Raw genomic sequence first — 15,799 nt, 5'->3', positions numbered from 1 at the left:
CGCTCCGGGAGAGGGTTATCACCGCCCGCAGCAGCCGCGGCCCAGGGTCAGCAGGATCTGCTTCTTCTTGAAGGCTTGGCGGTCCAGCGGCGGCTCGTCCGGTGTGAGGCGCGCCTGCTCCTCCAGATAGCGTTCGTAGGAATCGTCCCTCAGGAATCGGCACAGACCGGTCCAGGCGGCGCGGACGGCGGATGACGGCATGGGCGTGTCTCGCTGACAGCAGTGAAAGAGGTTCACCGGCATCCTATCCCCACGCCGCGGCCCGTCGCCCGCCAACCCCGCGACCGGCGCGATGGCCCAACCCAGCGGCAGCCCCCCGCCCCCAAGCGGCGAGCCGCCCACCGCTCACCCCCCGTTTCCGACCGCTCGCCACACCCAGCCTCCCGCTCCGGGGATACCCGACGGCGTGCGCCCACGCTTGCGTTAGCGTCGCGCCCAGCCAAACAGGAGTGTCCCCGATGTCCATCTCTCCCAAGACCGTGACCGTCGCCGTCCCCGTCACCCTGCACGTCACGGTCAGCCTCCCGGCCGGTTCGCCGGGCAACGCCGAGGCCGTCGCGCTGTGCGCCGCCGAGCATTTCGCCCACGTCAGCCACGCGCAGATCAGCGCCTTCAACGAGGTGAACCGCATTCACCCGCAGGCCGCCGGCACCGTCGACGCGGTGGTCTGCACCGTCGCCCTGCCCCGCAAGGCCGCCGCGTGAGGCGCCGCTCACCCCGCTGTAGCGACCACTCAGCAGCCCATTCCGCCGCTCCCGGCATCCCGGCCCACATCGCTTAGCACCAGGGGTACGGTCGGCCCAGTTCCTTCCAAGGAGAGCCGTCATGGATCACGCACTCACATTTGTGATCGCGACACTCTGCACCCTCGCACTCTGCTACCGCTTCTACGGTATCTTCTTCGTGCGCAAGGTCCTCCGTGCCGATGATTCCGAAGTCACGCCGTCCCACACGCTGGAAGACGGCAAGAACTACGTCCCCACCAAGAAATGGGTCAACGCCGGCCAGCACTTCGCGGCCATCGCCGCCGCCGGCCCGCTGGTCGGCCCCGTGCTCGCCGCGCAGTTCGGCTACCTGCCGGGCTTCTTGTGGTTGCTGATCGGCTGCGTCATCGGCGGTGCGGTGCACGACACCGTCGTGCTGTTCGCCTCGATGAAGCACAAGGGCCAGTCCCTGTCCGAGGTCGCCAAGGCGGAACTCGGCCCCGTGGCCGGCTGGTGCACCGGTCTGGCGATGCTGTTCATCATCACCATCACCATGGCCGGCCTGTCGATGGTCGTCGTCCACGCGCTGGAGCGCAACGCCTGGGGCACCTTCGCGGTGTTCATGACGATCCCCATCGCCATGGCGCTGGGCCTGTACGAGCGCTTCACCGGCAGCTCCAAGGGCGCCACCCAGGTCGGCATCGCCGCCATCGCGGCGTCCGTCTTCGCCGGCCCGTACATCCAGGGCACGATGCTGGGCAGCTGGCTGACGCTGCACAAGGAGACGGTCGCGCTGGCGCTGCCGATTTACGCGTTCTTCGCCACGGCGCTCCCGGTCTGGATGCTGCTGACCCCGCGCGGCTACCTGTCGAGCTTCATGAAGATCGGCGTGTTCGGCGCGCTGGTCGTCGGCGTCGTCTTCATCAACCCGGAAATCCGCTTCCCGGCCTTCACCGACTTCATCGCCGGCGGCGGCCCCGTGCTCAACGGTCCCGTCTGGCCGTTCATCTCCATCACCATCGCCTGCGGCGCCATCTCGGGCTTCCACGCCTTCATCGGCTCGGGCACCACGCCGAAGCTGATCGACAAGTGGAGCGACATCCGCACCGTGGCCTTCGGCGGCATGCTGGCGGAATGCGTGGTCGGCGTCATGGCGCTGATCGCCGCCACCGCCCTGCACCCGGCCGACTACTTCGCCATCAACTCGGCTCCGGCGGTCTTCAAGGCGCTGGGCATGGACGTGGTTGACCTGCCGCGCCTCAGCCAGGCCATCGGCCTCGACCTCTACGGCCGCACCGGCGGTGCCGTGACGCTGGCGGTCGGCATGACCGAGATCTTCACCCGCATCCCGTGGTTCACCCACCTCGCCTCGTACTTCTTCCAGTTCGTCATCATGTTCGAGGCGGTGTTCATCCTGACCGCCGTGGACAGCGGCACCCGCGTCGCCCGCTACCTGATCCAGGATCTGGTCGGCGACGTCTACGCCCCGATGAAGCGCCTTGACTGGGTCCCCGGTTCGATCGCCGCCAGCGTGATCGCCTGCGTGGCGTGGGGTTACCTGCTGACCTCGGGCGACATCAACTCGGTGTGGGCGCTGTTCGGGGTGTCGAACCAGCTCATGGCCTCGGTCGGCCTGATCATCGGCGCCACCATCATCCTGCGCCTGTCGGAAAAGCGGGCCTACATGCTGACCTGCCTGGTCCCGCTGACCTACCTGTTCATCACGGTGAACTACGCCGGCTACTGGATGATCGCCAACGTCTACCTGAACCCGGCGGCCAAGGGCTACAACGTCTTCAACGCCGGCATCTCGATCGTCATGCTGTCGCTGGGCTTCGTCATCCTCGTCTCCGCCCTGCGCAAGTGGAAGGAACTGCTGCAGAGCCGCTCCGCCGTGCCGGTCGCGATGGTCGCCACCCCTGCCGAGTAACCGAACAACCACACCAACCGAAGATGCCGCCGCCCACCACAGCGGCGGCATCGTCGTGACCGAACGCCGTCTTCCGCCGTTGATGCGTGCATGAAGCCCAAACCCCGCAGCAACCTCGTCACGCTGTACCGCGCCCTCTGGCACTTCGCCGCCGGCAGCCGCCGTCTGGTGGTGACGTTCTTCGCGCTGCTGCTCGGTGCCCAGTTCGCGCGGCTGGCCGTGCCGTACTTCTTCGGGGCAGCGGTGAACGCGTTGCAGGACACCCGCGCCCAGGACATCCGGGCCGCCACCACGGCGCTGCTGCTGATGCTGGGAGCGGGCGTTCTGGGCTGGCTGCTGCACGGCCCCGGCCGCGTGGTGGAGCGCTTCGCCGCGCTGAAGATCCGCGAGCGCTTTTCCGACGCGGTGTACGCCCAACTCATGCGCCTACCTATGGGCTGGCACGAGACGCACCATTCCGGCGAGACCATCCAGCGCATCGGCAAGGCCAACCTCGCGCTGTTCAGCTTCGCCCAGCACCAGTACACCTATTTGCAGAACCTCGTCGGCCTGTTCGGCCCTCTGGCCGCGCTGTTCGTCATCTCGGTGCCGGTCGGGCTGGCGGCCATCGCGGCTTACGCGGTGCTCGGCGCCATCGTGCTGCGCCTCGACCGCACCATGGCGCGCCTGATCGACGACGAGAACCGCGCCGAGCGCCGCTACAGCGCCGAACTGGTGGACAGCCTCGGCAACGTCGGCACGGTGCTGACCCTGCGCCTGGAGGAGGCGACGCGCTCGGCGATGGCGCACCGGCTGCACGCGGTGTTCGCACCGCTGCGCCGGAACATCGTGCTCAACGAGGCCAAATGGCTGACCATCGAGCTGTTCGGCCAGATCCTGCGCGTCGGTCTGGTGGCGCTGTTCGCCTGGCTGGAGTGGCGCCACGCCGGGGTGATCATGGTCGGCACCGCGGTGATGGTCTACCAGTATTCCCAGCAGATCGGTGACGTGGTCGGCTCTTTCGCCAACCAGTGGCAGGACATCGTGCGCAACGGCACCGACCTGTCCGGCGCCGACGAGATCTTCGACGCGGAGGAGCGCCGCGGCTCCGGCGGCCATGTGCCGGAAGGCTGGCGCGAGATCCGGGTGGACGGCCTGCGCTTCTACCACCCGAACCGGCGCCGCGCGGTGCCGACGCTGGACGACGTGTCGATCACGCTGCGGCGCGGCGACCGCATCGCCCTGGTCGGCGAGAGCGGGTCGGGCAAAAGCTCGCTCATGCGGGTGCTCAGCGGCCTGTACGAGGCGAACGCCGTCCGCTTCTGCATCGACGGGGAAGCCCACCCCGAACTGGTCGATCTCCGCTCGGTGACGACGCTGATCCCGCAGGACCCGGAGATCTTCGAGAACAATGTCGCCCACAACGTGACCATGGGCATCGAGGTCGGCGAGGCCGAGATCCGCCGCGCCTGCGACCTCGCCCGCCTGACGCCGATCGTCGAGTCCATGCCGCACGGCCTGGAAACCCCCATCGTCGAGCGCGGCGGCAACCTGTCCGGCGGCCAGAAGCAGCGTCTGGCGCTGGCGCGCGGCATCCTGGCGGCGAAATCCAGCTCGATCATCATGCTCGACGAACCGACCAGCAGCCTCGACCCCGCCACCGAGGCGGAGGTCTACGGCAACCTCCTGGCGGAGTTCCCCGACGCCTGCATCATCTCGTCCATCCACCGGCTGCACCTGCTGCCGCGCTTCACCACCATCGTCTACATGGCGGACGGCCGCATCCTCGACCTGGGCGGGCTGGACGAGTTGGTGCACCGGCAGCCGCAGTTCCGCGCGCTGTGGGAGAAGGCGACCGCCGGTGCCCGCACGCACGTGGCGTCAGGGACCGCGTGATCGCGCGACCGGACGGCACGCTGGCCTGTTGATTGCGGGCGCGGAACTGCGCATCGTAGCCACCGACAGGCGTACGACCGGAAAGGACATCTCGTGGAACCAGTCATCTGCCCGACGGCCCCCTTCGACGGCCAAAGGCCGGGAACCTCGGGACTGCGCAAGTCCGTGAAGATCTTCGAACAGCCCCGCTATCTGGAGAACTTCGTCCAGGCGATCTTCGATTGCCTCGACGGGTTGGCCGGCGCGACGCTCGTGCTGGGCGGCGACGGCCGCTACCACAACCGCACGGCCATCCAGACCATCATGAAGATGGCCGCGGCCAACGGTGTGGCCCGCGTGGTCGTCGGCGCCGGCGGCATCCTCTCCACGCCGGCCGCGTCCTGCGTCATCCGCAAGCGCGGTGCGCTGGGCGGCCTCATCCTGTCGGCCAGCCACAACCCCGGCGGCCCCTCGGGCGACTTCGGCATCAAGTACAACGCCGGCAACGGCGGCCCCGCCCCGGAGTCGCTGACCGAAGCCTTCTACCAGCGCTCCAAGGCGATCACCGCGTACCGCACCATCAAGGCCGCCGATGTGGACCTCGACCGGATCGGCGAGCGCTCCCTCGGCGCCATGGTCGTGGAAGTCATCGACCCGGTCGCCGATTACGCCGAGCTGATGGACTCGCTGTTCGACATGGCGGCGATCCGCGCGCTGTTCGCCTCGGGCTTCCGCATGGTTTTCGACGCCATGCACGCGGTCACCGGCCCCTACGCGGTGGAGATCCTGGAGCGCCGGCTGGGCGCACCGGCCGGCACCGCCATCAACGCCGTTCCGCTGGAGGATTTCGGCGGTCACCACCCCGACCCGAACCTCGCCCACGCGGTGGATCTGGTGGCGGCCCTGACCGGCCCCGACGCCCCCGACTTCGGCGCCGCGTCGGACGGCGACGGCGACCGCAACATGATCCTCGGCCGGGGAATCTTCGTGTCGCCGAGCGACAGCCTCGCCGTGCTCGCCGCCAACGCCAAATGCGTGCCGGCCTTCGCCGGTGGCCTGAAAGGCGTCGCCCGCTCCATGCCGACGAGCCGCGCCCCGGACCGCGTCGCCGCTGCGCTGGGCATCCCCTGCTATGAGACGCCCACGGGCTGGAAGTTCTTCGGCACGCTACTGGACGCCGGACGCATCACCCTGTGCGGCGAGGAGAGCTTCGGCACCGGCGCCGACCACGTGCGCGAGAAGGACGGCCTGTGGGCCGTGCTGATGTGGCTCAACGTGCTGGCGGCGCGCCGCAAGTCCGTCGCCGAGCTGATGGCCGAGCATTGGGCCACCTATGGCCGGACCTACTACGGCCGGCACGACTACGAGGCCATCGAGCAGCAGTCCGCCGACGCGCTCATCGACGGCTTACGCGCGCAACTGCCGGCGCTGCCCGGCACGACGCTGGGCGGGCGCCGCGTCGCCGCGGCCGACGAGTTTTCCTATGTCGATCCGGTGGACGGCAGCCGCTCCGACCGGCAAGGGCTGCGGGTGTCGTTCGAGGACGGCGCGCGCATCGTCTACCGCCTGTCCGGCACCGGAACCTCGGGCGCCACGCTGCGCGTGTACTTCGAGCGTTACGAGCCGGTCGGCGGCAACCACACGATGGAGGCCGCGGCGGCGCTGAAGGAGCTTGCGGACGTGGCGGCCGACCTCGCCGCCATCGAACGGCTCACCGGCCGGACCGAGCCGGACGTGGCGACGTAACGGGAAAAAACGGCCTGGGGCGGCGACGTCGCTTTTTTGCCCGCCCCAGGCCACGGCAATCGCACAGGCTACCCCTTTCGATACGAAGCATGATGGCGCCAACAGGAGGAACGCCACCATGCACACCGCAGTGGCCAGGGACACCACCCCGTTGCCGGACGCACTCAACGTCAGCCGACTTCATGTGGCGGGGATACCGGAAGCAACCGAACTGCTGAAGCGTGAGCGCTTCATCTTCGTCGGCGCGCCGAATCGTTGGCGAAGGGAAGCCGATGGCCGGATCACCCGCGCCGACATCCGGCGTGGCGGTGACGGGAGCTGCGTCGTCGTGCTCTTCCATTGGCAGCAGCCGCGACCGCATCGTTGCAGTCCGGCGGGCGGAGCGTCGGTGGATGGCCCGGCGCCCCGCCCTCCTCCTTACCGGGTCGGTATGGTCTGAGGGTTGGTCAGGGTATCGGTCTGGGTGCGCGAGCCCTTGGCCCCGCTGCCCATGTGGCTGATGCCGGCCGTGCCGCCCTCCGACGGCGAGTCGCTGCGCGGCACCGTGCTGCCGGTGAGCTTGCGCGACGACTTGCCCGAGCTGCCGGACATCCGGGACGACGGCTCGACGTTCAGTGCCGCCAGGGTGTCGCGATCGAGATGGCCGGTGGCGTTCAGGCCGTGCTTGCCCTGGTAGTCGCTCAGCGCCCGGGTGCTGTTCGGCCCCCAGACCCCATCGACGGAAAGGTTGTAGCCCTCGGTGTTCAGCGCCCGCTGAACCTTACGGATGTTGTCGTGGCTCACCATTTCGGCGCTGGCGGCGCCAGCAAACGACAGCACGCCGATGGCGAGCAGCGCCGCAGCCAGCTTATGCGTTCTCATATTCGGTTTCCCCCTTTCATCTGGAGGGCGGCGTCCGCCGCCCTTGAGAAGAGAGCTATACGGGCGCAGCGCGACTCACAGCGCCCCCTGTGGGGGCACCCCGGAGGGGACGGGCGGTTGCAGGCAAGGAGTGTTTGCGAGCGAATTTGCCCCTTCTGCGCAACCGCGACTGTCAGGTTCCATAGCGCGTCCACGGATTTCCGCCCGCGAGGCGCGGCGACTTGGCGCCGGCCTTGCGAAGCGCGTGACGCGGGTCCACAAAGTCACCATGCCCCTCCAGCCTGGTGCCGCCATGAAGATCGCCATCCTCGACGATTACCAGCGCATCGCGCGGGCCCTGGCCGATTGGGACCGGCTGCCGCCCGGCTCCGACCTTCAGGTGTTTCACGAGCACATCGCCGACCGCGAGCGCCTCGTCGCGGCGCTGCTTCCCTTCGACGTGCTGGTCATCATGCGGGAGCGCACGCCGTTCTCCGCCGACCTGCTGGACCGGCTGCCGAATCTGCGGCTGCTCGTCACCACCGGCATGCGCAACCTCGCGGTGGATCTCGACGCCTGCCGGGCGCGCGGCATCACCGTGTGCGGCACGGCCATCGGCGGCACGCCCGCGGCGGAACTGGCCTGGGGCCTTATCCTGGCGCTGATCAAGCGCATCCCGGCCGAGGACGGCGCGCTCCGCGCCGGGGCATGGCAGACCGGACTGACGGGGACGGTGGCCGGCAAGCGGCTGGGCGTGGTGGGCCTGGGCAAGCTGGGCGCGCAGGTCGCGCGCGTCGGCCTGGCCTTCGGCATGGAGGTGATGGCGTGGAGTCCGAACCTTACCGCGGAGCGGGCGCGGGAGGTCGGCGCGACACGCGTCGAAAAACACGAGCTGTTCGCCACCGCCGACGTGGTCAGCCTGCACCTTGTGCTGGGCGAGCGCAGCCGCGGCATCGTCGGCGTGGCGGAGTTGCGCGCCATGAAGCCGACCGCGTATTTCGTCAACACGGCGCGGGCCGGTCTGGTGGACGAGGCGGCGCTGCTCGACGCGCTGACCCAACGGTGGATCGCCGGTGCCGGGCTGGACGTGTTCTCCACCGAGCCGCTGCCCGCCGACCACCCGCTGCTGCGGCTGGACAACACCGTGCTCACTCCGCACCTGGGATACGTCACGCAAGAGAATTACGCAGTCTTCTACCGCGAGGCGTTGGAGGACGTGTTGGCCTGGGCCGACGGGCAGCCGGTGCGGGTGCTGGCGGCGCCGTAACGGCAAGCCCGGCACCTTCTCCTTGCTCCGGCCGGCAATCGGATTTAGGATAAAATTCCTCGTTGGGCGAGGCGCGCCCGCGTGATGCCGAACGGATGAGACGCTCCATCGAATCGCGTTTCATAGCGTTTCATAGCGTTGCATCCGACGACGGGTCGGACAGAAGCGGGAGCACGATCCCGTTTCATGGGGAATGTTCCGTATGCAGAAGATCATATAGGCTGACGGCGCCCGCAACGCACTTCTGTTGCAGGAGGAGGTCCAGAAGGGAGGGACACCCATGCCCGCCACCGCATCCCACCCCGAGATCCGCGACTCCGTTCGCCGGCTCTGCGCCGCCTTTCCGGGGGAGTACTGGCGCAAGCTCGATGCGGAGCGCGCCTACCCCACCGAGTTCGTGCAGGCGCTGACCGAGGCCGGCTTCCTGTCCGTGCTGATTCCCGAGGAGTACGGCGGCTCCGGCCTGGGGCTGGACGCGGCCAGCGCCATTCTGGAGGAAATCCACCGCACGGGCTGCAACGGCGGCGCCTGCCACGCCCAGATGTACACCATGGGCACGGTTCTGCGGCACGGCAGCGAGGCGCAGAAGCGGGCCTACCTGCCGGGCATCGCGTCGGGCGACCTGCGGCTTCAGGCTTTCGGCGTCACCGAGCCGACCAGCGGCACCGACACCACGCGCATCCGCACCTTCGCCCGGCGCGAGGGCGACGCGTATGTGGTGAACGGCCAGAAGGTCTGGATCTCCAGGGCAGAGCACTCCGACCTCATGGTGCTGCTGGTGCGCACCACGCCGCGCGATCAGGTGAAGAAGCCGACCGACGGCATGAGCGTGCTGCTGGTGGACATCCGCGCGTCGCTGGGCAAGGGCATGACGATCCGGCCGATCCGCACCATGATCAACCACGCCACCACCGAACTGTTCTTCGACGATCTGCGCGTACCGGCGGACAACCTGATCGGCGAGGAAGGCCGGGGCTTTCACTACATCATCGACGGCATGAACGCCGAGCGCATCCTGATCGCCAGCGAATGCATCGGCGACGCCCGCTTCTTCATCGACCGCGCCTCCGCCTACGCCACCGGGCGCGAGGTGTTCGGGCGGCCCATCGGCGCCAACCAGGGCGTCCAGTTCCCTATCGCGCGCGTCTATGTGGAGACCGAGGCGGCGGCGCTGATGGTGCGCCGGGCCATCGAGCTGTTCGATTCCGGCCAGCCCTGCGGCACCGAGGCCAACATGGCGAAGCTGGTGGCGTCGGAGGCGTCGTGGCACGCCGCGGACACCTGCCTGCAAACCCACGGCGGCTACGGCTTCGCCGAGGAGTACGACATCGAGCGCAAGTTCCGCGAGACGCGGCTCTATCAAGTCGCGCCGATTTCCACCAACCTCATCCTCTCGCACGTGGCGACCCACGCGCTGAAGATGCCCAAATCGTTCTGAACCATGACGAACTCGCTGGACGGCATTCTGGTGATCTCCCTGGAGCAGGCGGTGGCCGCTCCGTTCTGCACCTCGCGCCTCGCCGACGCCGGGGCGCGGGTCATCAAGATCGAGCGGCCGGAGGGCGACTTCGCCCGCCACTACGATCATGTCGCGCATGGCGAGAGCGCGTATTTCGTCTGGCTCAACCGCGGCAAGGAATCCGTCGTCCTCGACATCAAGGACACGGACGAAGCCGCGCTGCTGCACCGCATGGTCGCCAGGGCCGACGTGCTGGTGCAGAACCTCGCCCCCGGCGCCGCCGAGCGCGCCGGATTTGGCTCGGAGGCGTTGCGCCGGCAGCACTCCCGCCTCATCACCTGCGACATCAGCGGCTACGGCGAGGACGGCCCCTACCGCGACATGAAGGCTTACGACCTGCTGATCCAGTGCGAAGCCGGGCTGGCCTCGGTCACCGGCGCACCGGAGCGGCCGGGCCGGGTCGGCGTGTCGGTGGCCGACATCGCCTGCGGCATGTATGCCCACGCCGGCATCCTGCAAGCGCTCTACGAGCGCGAGCGGACTGGCCAGGGGAGCGGGATCGCCGTGTCGCTGTTCGACGCCATCGCCGACTGGATGACCGTGCCGCTGCTGCACCAGGACTACGGCGGCAAGGCGCCGGAACGGGTCGGGCTGAACCACCCGTCTATCGCCCCCTACGGCGCCTTTGCGCTGGGCGACGGCCACACGATGGTGATCTCCATCCAGAACGAGCGGGAGTGGGTGCGGCTGTGCGCCGAGGTGCTGGAGCAACCCGACCTCGCCACCGACCCGCGGTACGCCTCCAACAACGCGCGGGTGGCGAACCGGCCGGCGCTGGACGCTGCGGTGGCGGCCGTCTTCGCCACGCTCGACCGCGACGAGGCGCAGGCGCGGCTGCGGCGGGCGGGGATCGCGTTCGGGGCGCTCAACAGCGTCGCCGACCTGTCGGCGCACCGCCAGTTGCGGCGCATCACCACGGACACGCCGACCGGCCCGGTGGTCGGCGTGGCCCCGCCGGTGTGCCGGCGGGGCAAGGAATTCCAGCCCCGCCCGATCCCGGCCATCGGGCAGCACACCGATGATCTGCGCAAGGAATTCGCCCCATGAGCTTCGACAATCTGAAGGACTGGGTGGGCCGCCAGGAAGAGCACCTGGACGTCGCCACCGTGGCGCCGCTGACCGGGCTGGCGCGCACCCTCGACCACGACGACCCGCCATGGCGCCCCGGCGAGGTGCCGCCCCTCGGCCACTGGCTGTACTTCCTGCCGCAGGCCCCGCAGCGCGACATCGCCGAGGACGGCCACCCGCACCGCGGCGGTTTCCTGCCGCCGGTGCCGCTGCCGCGGCGCATGTGGGCGGGCGGTGATTTCCAATGGCACGCGCCGATCCGCGTCGGCGAGGCGCTGCGCCGCCGCTCCACCATCGAGAGCGTCGAGCACAAGGCCGGCCGCTCCGGCGATCTGGTGTTCGTGAAGGTGGTGCACGAGGTGAAGACCGAACGCGGCCTTGCCGTGCGCGAGGTGCACGACATCGTCTACCGCGACCCGCCCAAGCCCGGCGAGGCGCCCACCCCCGGTGAACCGCCCTCGGCGTTCGCGGAGTGGGAACGGCCGATGACCGGCGACCCGGTGCTGCTGTTCCGCTTCTCGGCGCTGACCTTCAACGGCCACCGCATCCACTACGACCGCACCTATTGCGAGGAGGTGGAGGGCTATCCGGGGCTGATCGTGCACGGGCCGCTGATGGCGACGCTGCTGGTGGACCTGTTCCTGTGCAACAATCCAGGGGCTCGGGTGACCGGCTTCCGCTTCCGCGCCCACCGGCCGGTGTTCGACGTGCATCCCTTCACGGTGTGCGGAGCCCCGCGCGACGGTGGTGCCGAGCTGTGGGTGCGCGACCACCAGGGCTTCGTCGCCATGTCCGCGACCCTGGAGGCGGAATGACCTCGGCACACACGCACTCTGCCCGGCGGTCCTGGCTGTTCACCCCGGCGACCATGCCCGAGCGCTTCGAGCGCGCCGCGGCGACCGGCGCCGACGTGCTGATCCTCGACCTGGAGGACGCCGTCACCCCCGACCGCAAGGACGAGGCGCGCCGGATTGCCGTAGACTTCCTGTCCCAGGCGTCCGGCTGGGAACGCACCGCCCGCGCGCTGCGGATCAACCCGCCCACCACGCCCCATGGGCTGGACGATCTGCTGGCGCTGCTGCGCTCGCCGGCAAAGCCTGATGTGGTGATCGTGCCGAAGGTGGACTCCGCCGAGACCGTCCGGCTGATCGACACGCTGCTGGTGGACGGCGGCCGGGCGATGCCGCTGGTGCCGCTGATCGAATCGGCCCGCGGGGTCGTCGCAGCGCAGGACATCGCCGGCGCCTCCCCGCGCGTTGCGGCGCTGTTCTTCGGGGCGGCCGACCTCGCCGCCGACCTCGGTGCGGAGGTGGCGTGGGAGCCGCTGCTGTCGGCCCGGTCGCGGCTGGTGAACGCCGCGGCGGTGGCGCGCGTCGGCGTGATCGATTCGCCCTTCTTCGACCTGCGCGACGACAAGGGCTTGCGCGACGAGGTCCAGCGCGCCGTGCGGCTCGGCTTCACGGCGAAGGCGGCGATCCACCCGAATCAGGTCGCCGCGATCAACGCAGCCCTCACGCCCAGCCCCGACGCCGTGGCCGAGGCCCGGCGGATCCTCGAAGAGAACGCCAAGGGCGTCGGTGTGGTGAACGGCCGCATGATCGACGAGGCGGTGGCGCGCAAGGCCCGCCGGGTCCTCGCCGCCGCGGGGGAATCGATCCCGGACTGACCGGCTTCACGGCCCGGCGTCGCGCGTCCGCATCAGGGCTCCGCCTTCGGTCAGCAGCACGCTCACCAGCGTCGCCAGCCCGAGGCATGCGAAACCGATGGTCATCGGGCGCACGGTGCCGTCGAAAGCCTGCCCGACCAGCCAGCCGAAGAACGCCCCCGCCGCCGTGGTGTAGAACCCGACGAACGAGGACCCCATGCCGGCGATGTGGCCGAGCGGCTCCATGGCCATCGCGTTGAAGTTCGGCGCGATCAGCCCGAAGCAATAGAACGTCGTCGCCAGGAACGCGCCGAGCGCCAGCAGCGGCGGGTGTTCCGGGAACCCGGCGAGCGCCATCAGGGCGCAGGCCGCCACGAAACCGATCAGCGCCACATGCGACACCCGCCGCATGCCCAGCCGGCCGACCAGCCGCGCGTTGGTCAGCGAGGCGAGCGCCATGACCCCGGCGATGGCCCCGAACGCCACCGGGAACAGGGCGCCCAGGCCGTAGACGTCGACGAAGACCTGCTGCGCGCTGCCGATGTAGCCCAGCAGGCTACCGAACATGAACCCCATGGCGATCGTGTAGCCCACCGTGCAGCGCGTCGTCACCACCGTGCGGAAGGCGCCGCCGAGCGCGCTGGCGGACAGCGGCATGCGGTCCTCGGCCGGCCGGGTCTCCGGCAGGCGCAGCGCCGCCCAGGCGAGCGCGCCGGCCGCCGCCAGGAACAGCGCGCCGAAGATCCACGGCCACGCGCTCACCCGCATGATGCCCTCGCCGATGGCCGGCGCGATGACCGGGACGATGATGAAGACCATCATGGCGAACGACATGACCCGCGCCATGTCGCGCCCGACGAAGCGGTCGCGCACGATGGCGACGGCGACCACCCGCGGCGCCGCGGCGCCGAAGCCCTGCACGGCGCGGGCGGCGAGCATCCAGCCGAAGCTCGGCGCCAGCGCAGCGCCCAGCGAGCCCAGCGCGAAGATGACCAGCCCGGCGGCCAGCACCGGCTTGCGCCCGAAGCGGTCGGAGAGCGGGCCGTGGAACGGCTGGCCGGCGGCGAAGCCCAGCATGTAGCCGGTGACGATGAGCTGCCGGTCGTTCGGCCCGGCCACCGCGAAGGTGCGGGCGATGTCCGGCAGCGCCACCAGCATGATGTCGATGGACAGCGCCGTCATCGCCATCAGCAGTGCGATAAGGGCGACGAACTCGGCGAAGCGGATGTCGGTCGTCCGCGGGGGAATGTCGTGGGAGTAAGGCATCGGCTAAGTCTGGTGCGGCGCGGCCGGATCGGCAAGCCGTAACGGAAAAGGGCGGTCACGCCGGACCGCCCTTCGCCTGTCTTTTTCCGTGGCCCGGTCAGCTCTTGCCCTTCAGGGCGTCCTTGGCTCCGCCAACGGCGTTCTGGACCTTGCCCTTGGCCTTGTCCATGGCGCCCTCGGCCTGCATTTTCTGGTCGCCGGTGGCCTTGCCGGCGGCCTGCTTGACGTCGCCCTTCATCTTGTTGCCCGCGCCTTGAACCCGGTCCTTGTCCATGGTGTCCTCCTGGGTTGCGACCATCAGGGATAACCGCCCGCCCGGCAATTGATTGCGCGGCCGGTCACACCGTCAGGCGATCGCGGACCGCGGCGAGGACGTCGGCGGGGACCAGCCCGCGGTTCACCAGATCGTCGACCGACCTGAACGGCCGGGCGTGCAGGATGCGCTTGGCCCGCGCCTTGCCGATGTGCTTCAGGGCCATCAACTCGCGGTGCGCCGCCTTGTTGAGGTTGATCGGACCCTCGGGCGTCGCCTCGGGTTCGTGCTTTCGCTTGCCTTGCCCTTTCGGCGGCCGGGCCGCCGGCTTGCCGTCGCCCGGCGCGCCCTTGCCCTTGAGGGCGGTGTAGGCAACGGCACCGGCCACGCCGGCGGCAACGGCGGCCGCGGCTCCGGCGATCGTCTTCTTGTCGATGTCCATATCTACGCTCCTGAGACCCAATGCCTCGGAAACGCTCGGCAGCGGCCGGACGTTCCGTGTGCGTCAGGGGCCGCGCGGCGGCTTCATGAGCCCGATGGCCCGCAACACCTTGATGGCCGCCGACTTGATCTTCGCGCCAAGTCCTGGCTTGGCCTCGACCGGTTCCGCAGCCGGCCGTTGCACCTCGACCTCCGGCACCCCTTCGGTCAGCCCCCACGAGGCGGCGATCCGCCATGTGGAGGACACGCCGACATCCAGGATGTACGGCCCGGCAACGCCGCAGCGCTCGCCGCCCTCGCCGGGGTGCACGGCGACACCGTGCGCCATGCCGGCCAGCGTGTGCAGTTCGACAACCTCCTCACCGGCGGCGTTCCGCCAGATGCGGTGCGTGTGCTCGCCGGAAATGTTTTCGGAGGCCGGGACCGGGCCGACGCCGTGCACGTCCAGCCATTGCTTGACGGCTTCGTCGGCGTTGCGCGGGATCACCGTCTTGTCGGCATCGCCGTGCCACACGGAAACCCTGGGCCACGGCCCGGCGTGCGGCGAGGCGGCGCGGACCAGATCGCCCCACTCCTGCGGGGCGCGGCTGCGCGGCTTGAACATGGCCTCGAACGCCTCGGCCACGCTGCGCGCCGCGCCGTAGGGGAGCCCGGCCACGATGGCGCCACCGGCAAAGACCTCGGGATAGGTCGCCAGCAGGGCCGACGCCATGGCACCACCCGCCGACAGGCCGGTGACGTAGACACGGTCACGGTCCAGGCCGTGGTCGGCGACCATCCGGTCGATCATCTGGCGGATCGACGCCACCTCCCCGGAGCCGCGGGCGGTGTCGCCGGGCAGGAACCAGGAGAAGCAGACGTTGGGGTTGTTCGTGCGCTTCTGCTCGGGCAGCAGCAGGGCGAAGCCGAAGCGGTCGGCGAGCCCGGACCACCCCGTGCCCTGGTCGTAGCCGGCGGCGGTCTGCGTGCAGCCGTGCAGCACCACGACCAGCGGCGCCGAGCGCTGCACCTTCGCCGGTACGTGGGTGAACATGCGCAGATTGCCGGGGTTCGTGCCGAAATCGGCCACCTCGGTCAGCCCGGTGCCACCCGGCACCTCTGCGGCGCCGCCGGACAGGAACTGTTCCCACTGGCGGCGATGCTGGGCGAGCTTGGCGGTGGTCTGGCCGAGATTCAGCAAAAGAATTGTCCTCTCAAGGCGAAGCCGTGGCTCAGCATTATGTTGCGGCGCAGCATAATGGGTCAACCGGCTTGCCGGGCGATGGT

General features: G+C 69.6%; 16 protein-coding genes. 10 read left to right on the top strand and 6 right to left on the bottom strand.

Annotation, left to right across the window (positions count from 1 at the left end; all coding sequences use genetic code 11):
• Positions 1–18 precede the first annotated feature (18 nt).
• Positions 19–201: a CstA-like transporter-associated (seleno)protein gene (locus ACSVDD_RS25885; protein ID WP_448192310.1), complete on the bottom strand. Its 183-nt coding sequence runs from the start codon at positions 199–201 to the stop codon at positions 19–21.
• A gap of 257 nt (positions 202–458) precedes the next feature.
• Between ACSVDD_RS25885 and ACSVDD_RS25880 the strand changes: the two genes are divergently transcribed.
• From ACSVDD_RS25880 to ACSVDD_RS25860, 5 genes are all read left to right on the top strand, one after another.
• Positions 459–704, top strand: a complete 246-nt coding sequence (locus tag ACSVDD_RS25880) for a hypothetical protein (protein ID WP_448192309.1) — start codon at positions 459–461, stop codon at positions 702–704.
• Positions 705–825: 121 nt separating this feature from the next.
• The gene (locus ACSVDD_RS25875; protein WP_448192308.1) at positions 826–2,634 is read left to right on the top strand and encodes a carbon starvation CstA family protein; all 1,809 of its coding nucleotides are present in this window, start codon (positions 826–828) and stop codon (positions 2,632–2,634) included.
• 90 nt (positions 2,635–2,724) lie between these two features.
• Complete coding sequence (locus ACSVDD_RS25870; protein WP_448192307.1) at positions 2,725–4,509, top strand: ABC transporter ATP-binding protein; 1,785 nt, start codon at positions 2,725–2,727, stop codon at positions 4,507–4,509.
• A gap of 93 nt (positions 4,510–4,602) precedes the next feature.
• Positions 4,603–6,234 carry an alpha-D-glucose phosphate-specific phosphoglucomutase gene (locus tag ACSVDD_RS25865; RefSeq protein WP_448192306.1) on the top strand — a complete coding sequence of 544 codons (1,632 nt, stop codon included), beginning with the start codon at positions 4,603–4,605 and terminating at the stop codon, positions 6,232–6,234.
• A gap of 118 nt (positions 6,235–6,352) precedes the next feature.
• Complete coding sequence (locus ACSVDD_RS25860; RefSeq protein WP_448192305.1) at positions 6,353–6,673, top strand: hypothetical protein; 321 nt, start codon at positions 6,353–6,355, stop codon at positions 6,671–6,673.
• Here the strand turns inward: ACSVDD_RS25860 and ACSVDD_RS25855 are convergent.
• On the bottom strand, positions 6,652–7,095 hold the full coding sequence (locus ACSVDD_RS25855; protein ID WP_448192304.1) for a peptidoglycan-binding domain-containing protein: 444 nt from the start codon (positions 7,093–7,095) through the stop codon (positions 6,652–6,654). The two genes, ACSVDD_RS25860 and ACSVDD_RS25855, sit on opposite strands and share 22 nt — an antisense overlap.
• 268 nt (positions 7,096–7,363) lie before the next feature.
• Between ACSVDD_RS25855 and ACSVDD_RS25850 the strand changes: the two genes are divergently transcribed.
• The 5 genes from ACSVDD_RS25850 (at position 7,364) to ACSVDD_RS25830 (ending at position 12,594) form a co-directional block, all read left to right on the top strand.
• Positions 7,364–8,341, top strand: coding sequence for a D-2-hydroxyacid dehydrogenase family protein (locus tag ACSVDD_RS25850; RefSeq protein WP_448192303.1), 978 nt, complete (start codon positions 7,364–7,366; stop codon positions 8,339–8,341).
• A 280-nt stretch (positions 8,342–8,621) separates the two neighbouring features.
• Positions 8,622–9,779 carry an acyl-CoA dehydrogenase family protein gene (locus ACSVDD_RS25845; RefSeq protein ID WP_448192302.1) on the top strand — a complete coding sequence of 386 codons (1,158 nt, stop codon included), beginning with the start codon at positions 8,622–8,624 and terminating at the stop codon, positions 9,777–9,779.
• Between the two features lie 3 nt (positions 9,780–9,782).
• Positions 9,783–10,907 carry a CaiB/BaiF CoA transferase family protein gene (locus ACSVDD_RS25840; protein ID WP_448192301.1) on the top strand — a complete coding sequence of 375 codons (1,125 nt, stop codon included), beginning with the start codon at positions 9,783–9,785 and terminating at the stop codon, positions 10,905–10,907.
• Positions 10,904–11,743, top strand: a complete 840-nt coding sequence (locus ACSVDD_RS25835) for an HTD2 family dehydratase (RefSeq protein WP_448192300.1) — start codon at positions 10,904–10,906, stop codon at positions 11,741–11,743. Before ACSVDD_RS25840 ends, ACSVDD_RS25835 begins: the two co-directional genes overlap by 4 nt.
• Positions 11,740–12,594: an aldolase/citrate lyase family protein gene (locus ACSVDD_RS25830; protein WP_448192299.1), complete on the top strand. Its 855-nt coding sequence runs from the start codon at positions 11,740–11,742 to the stop codon at positions 12,592–12,594. The genes ACSVDD_RS25835 and ACSVDD_RS25830 overlap by 4 nt, the downstream gene beginning before the upstream one ends.
• Positions 12,595–12,600: 6 nt before the next feature.
• Here ACSVDD_RS25830 and ACSVDD_RS25825 read toward each other — a convergent pair whose 3' ends face one another.
• The 4 genes from ACSVDD_RS25825 to ACSVDD_RS25810 all read right to left on the bottom strand — a co-directional run bounded on the left by ACSVDD_RS25825 (position 12,601) and on the right by ACSVDD_RS25810 (position 15,713).
• Positions 12,601–13,839 carry a multidrug effflux MFS transporter gene (locus tag ACSVDD_RS25825; RefSeq protein WP_448192298.1) on the bottom strand — a complete coding sequence of 413 codons (1,239 nt, stop codon included), beginning with the start codon at positions 13,837–13,839 and terminating at the stop codon, positions 12,601–12,603.
• Between the two features lie 97 nt (positions 13,840–13,936).
• Positions 13,937–14,137 carry a CsbD family protein gene (locus ACSVDD_RS25820; RefSeq protein WP_448192297.1) on the bottom strand — a complete coding sequence of 67 codons (201 nt, stop codon included), beginning with the start codon at positions 14,135–14,137 and terminating at the stop codon, positions 13,937–13,939.
• Positions 14,138–14,177: 40 nt separating this feature from the next.
• On the bottom strand, positions 14,178–14,534 hold the full coding sequence (locus tag ACSVDD_RS25815) for a ComEA family DNA-binding protein (RefSeq protein WP_448192296.1): 357 nt from the start codon (positions 14,532–14,534) through the stop codon (positions 14,178–14,180).
• Between the two features lie 63 nt (positions 14,535–14,597).
• Positions 14,598–15,713 carry an extracellular catalytic domain type 1 short-chain-length polyhydroxyalkanoate depolymerase gene (locus ACSVDD_RS25810; RefSeq protein ID WP_448192295.1) on the bottom strand — a complete coding sequence of 372 codons (1,116 nt, stop codon included), beginning with the start codon at positions 15,711–15,713 and terminating at the stop codon, positions 14,598–14,600.
• Between the last annotated feature and the right edge of the window lie 86 nt (positions 15,714–15,799).

This window comes from Azospirillum terrae (assembly GCF_053470425.1).
Note: the sequence above shows the minus strand (reverse complement) of the source record. Positions and strands in the feature narration are given on the sequence as shown.

What these genes read in the sequence shown, in the direction of transcription:
- ACSVDD_RS25825 (WP_448192298.1), bottom strand. Translation starts at nt 13,839, where the DNA reads ATGCCTTACTCCCACGACATTCCCCCGCGGACGACCGACATCCGCTTC.
- ACSVDD_RS25850 (WP_448192303.1), top strand. Translation starts at nt 7,364, where the DNA reads ATGCCCCTCCAGCCTGGTGCCGCCATGAAGATCGCCATCCTCGACGAT.
- ACSVDD_RS25830 (WP_448192299.1), top strand. Translation starts at nt 11,740, where the DNA reads ATGACCTCGGCACACACGCACTCTGCCCGGCGGTCCTGGCTGTTCACC.
- ACSVDD_RS25860 (WP_448192305.1), top strand. Translation starts at nt 6,353, where the DNA reads ATGCACACCGCAGTGGCCAGGGACACCACCCCGTTGCCGGACGCACTC.
- ACSVDD_RS25875 (WP_448192308.1), top strand. Translation starts at nt 826, where the DNA reads ATGGATCACGCACTCACATTTGTGATCGCGACACTCTGCACCCTCGCA.
- ACSVDD_RS25870 (WP_448192307.1), top strand. Translation starts at nt 2,725, where the DNA reads ATGAAGCCCAAACCCCGCAGCAACCTCGTCACGCTGTACCGCGCCCTC.
- ACSVDD_RS25880 (WP_448192309.1), top strand. Translation starts at nt 459, where the DNA reads ATGTCCATCTCTCCCAAGACCGTGACCGTCGCCGTCCCCGTCACCCTG.
- ACSVDD_RS25820 (WP_448192297.1), bottom strand. Translation starts at nt 14,137, where the DNA reads ATGGTCGCAACCCAGGAGGACACCATGGACAAGGACCGGGTTCAAGGC.
- ACSVDD_RS25840 (WP_448192301.1), top strand. Translation starts at nt 9,783, where the DNA reads ATGACGAACTCGCTGGACGGCATTCTGGTGATCTCCCTGGAGCAGGCG.
- ACSVDD_RS25885 (WP_448192310.1), bottom strand. Translation starts at nt 201, where the DNA reads ATGCCGTCATCCGCCGTCCGCGCCGCCTGGACCGGTCTGTGCCGATTC.
- ACSVDD_RS25855 (WP_448192304.1), bottom strand. Translation starts at nt 7,095, where the DNA reads ATGAGAACGCATAAGCTGGCTGCGGCGCTGCTCGCCATCGGCGTGCTG.
- ACSVDD_RS25845 (WP_448192302.1), top strand. Translation starts at nt 8,622, where the DNA reads ATGCCCGCCACCGCATCCCACCCCGAGATCCGCGACTCCGTTCGCCGG.
- ACSVDD_RS25835 (WP_448192300.1), top strand. Translation starts at nt 10,904, where the DNA reads ATGAGCTTCGACAATCTGAAGGACTGGGTGGGCCGCCAGGAAGAGCAC.
- ACSVDD_RS25815 (WP_448192296.1), bottom strand. Translation starts at nt 14,534, where the DNA reads ATGGACATCGACAAGAAGACGATCGCCGGAGCCGCGGCCGCCGTTGCC.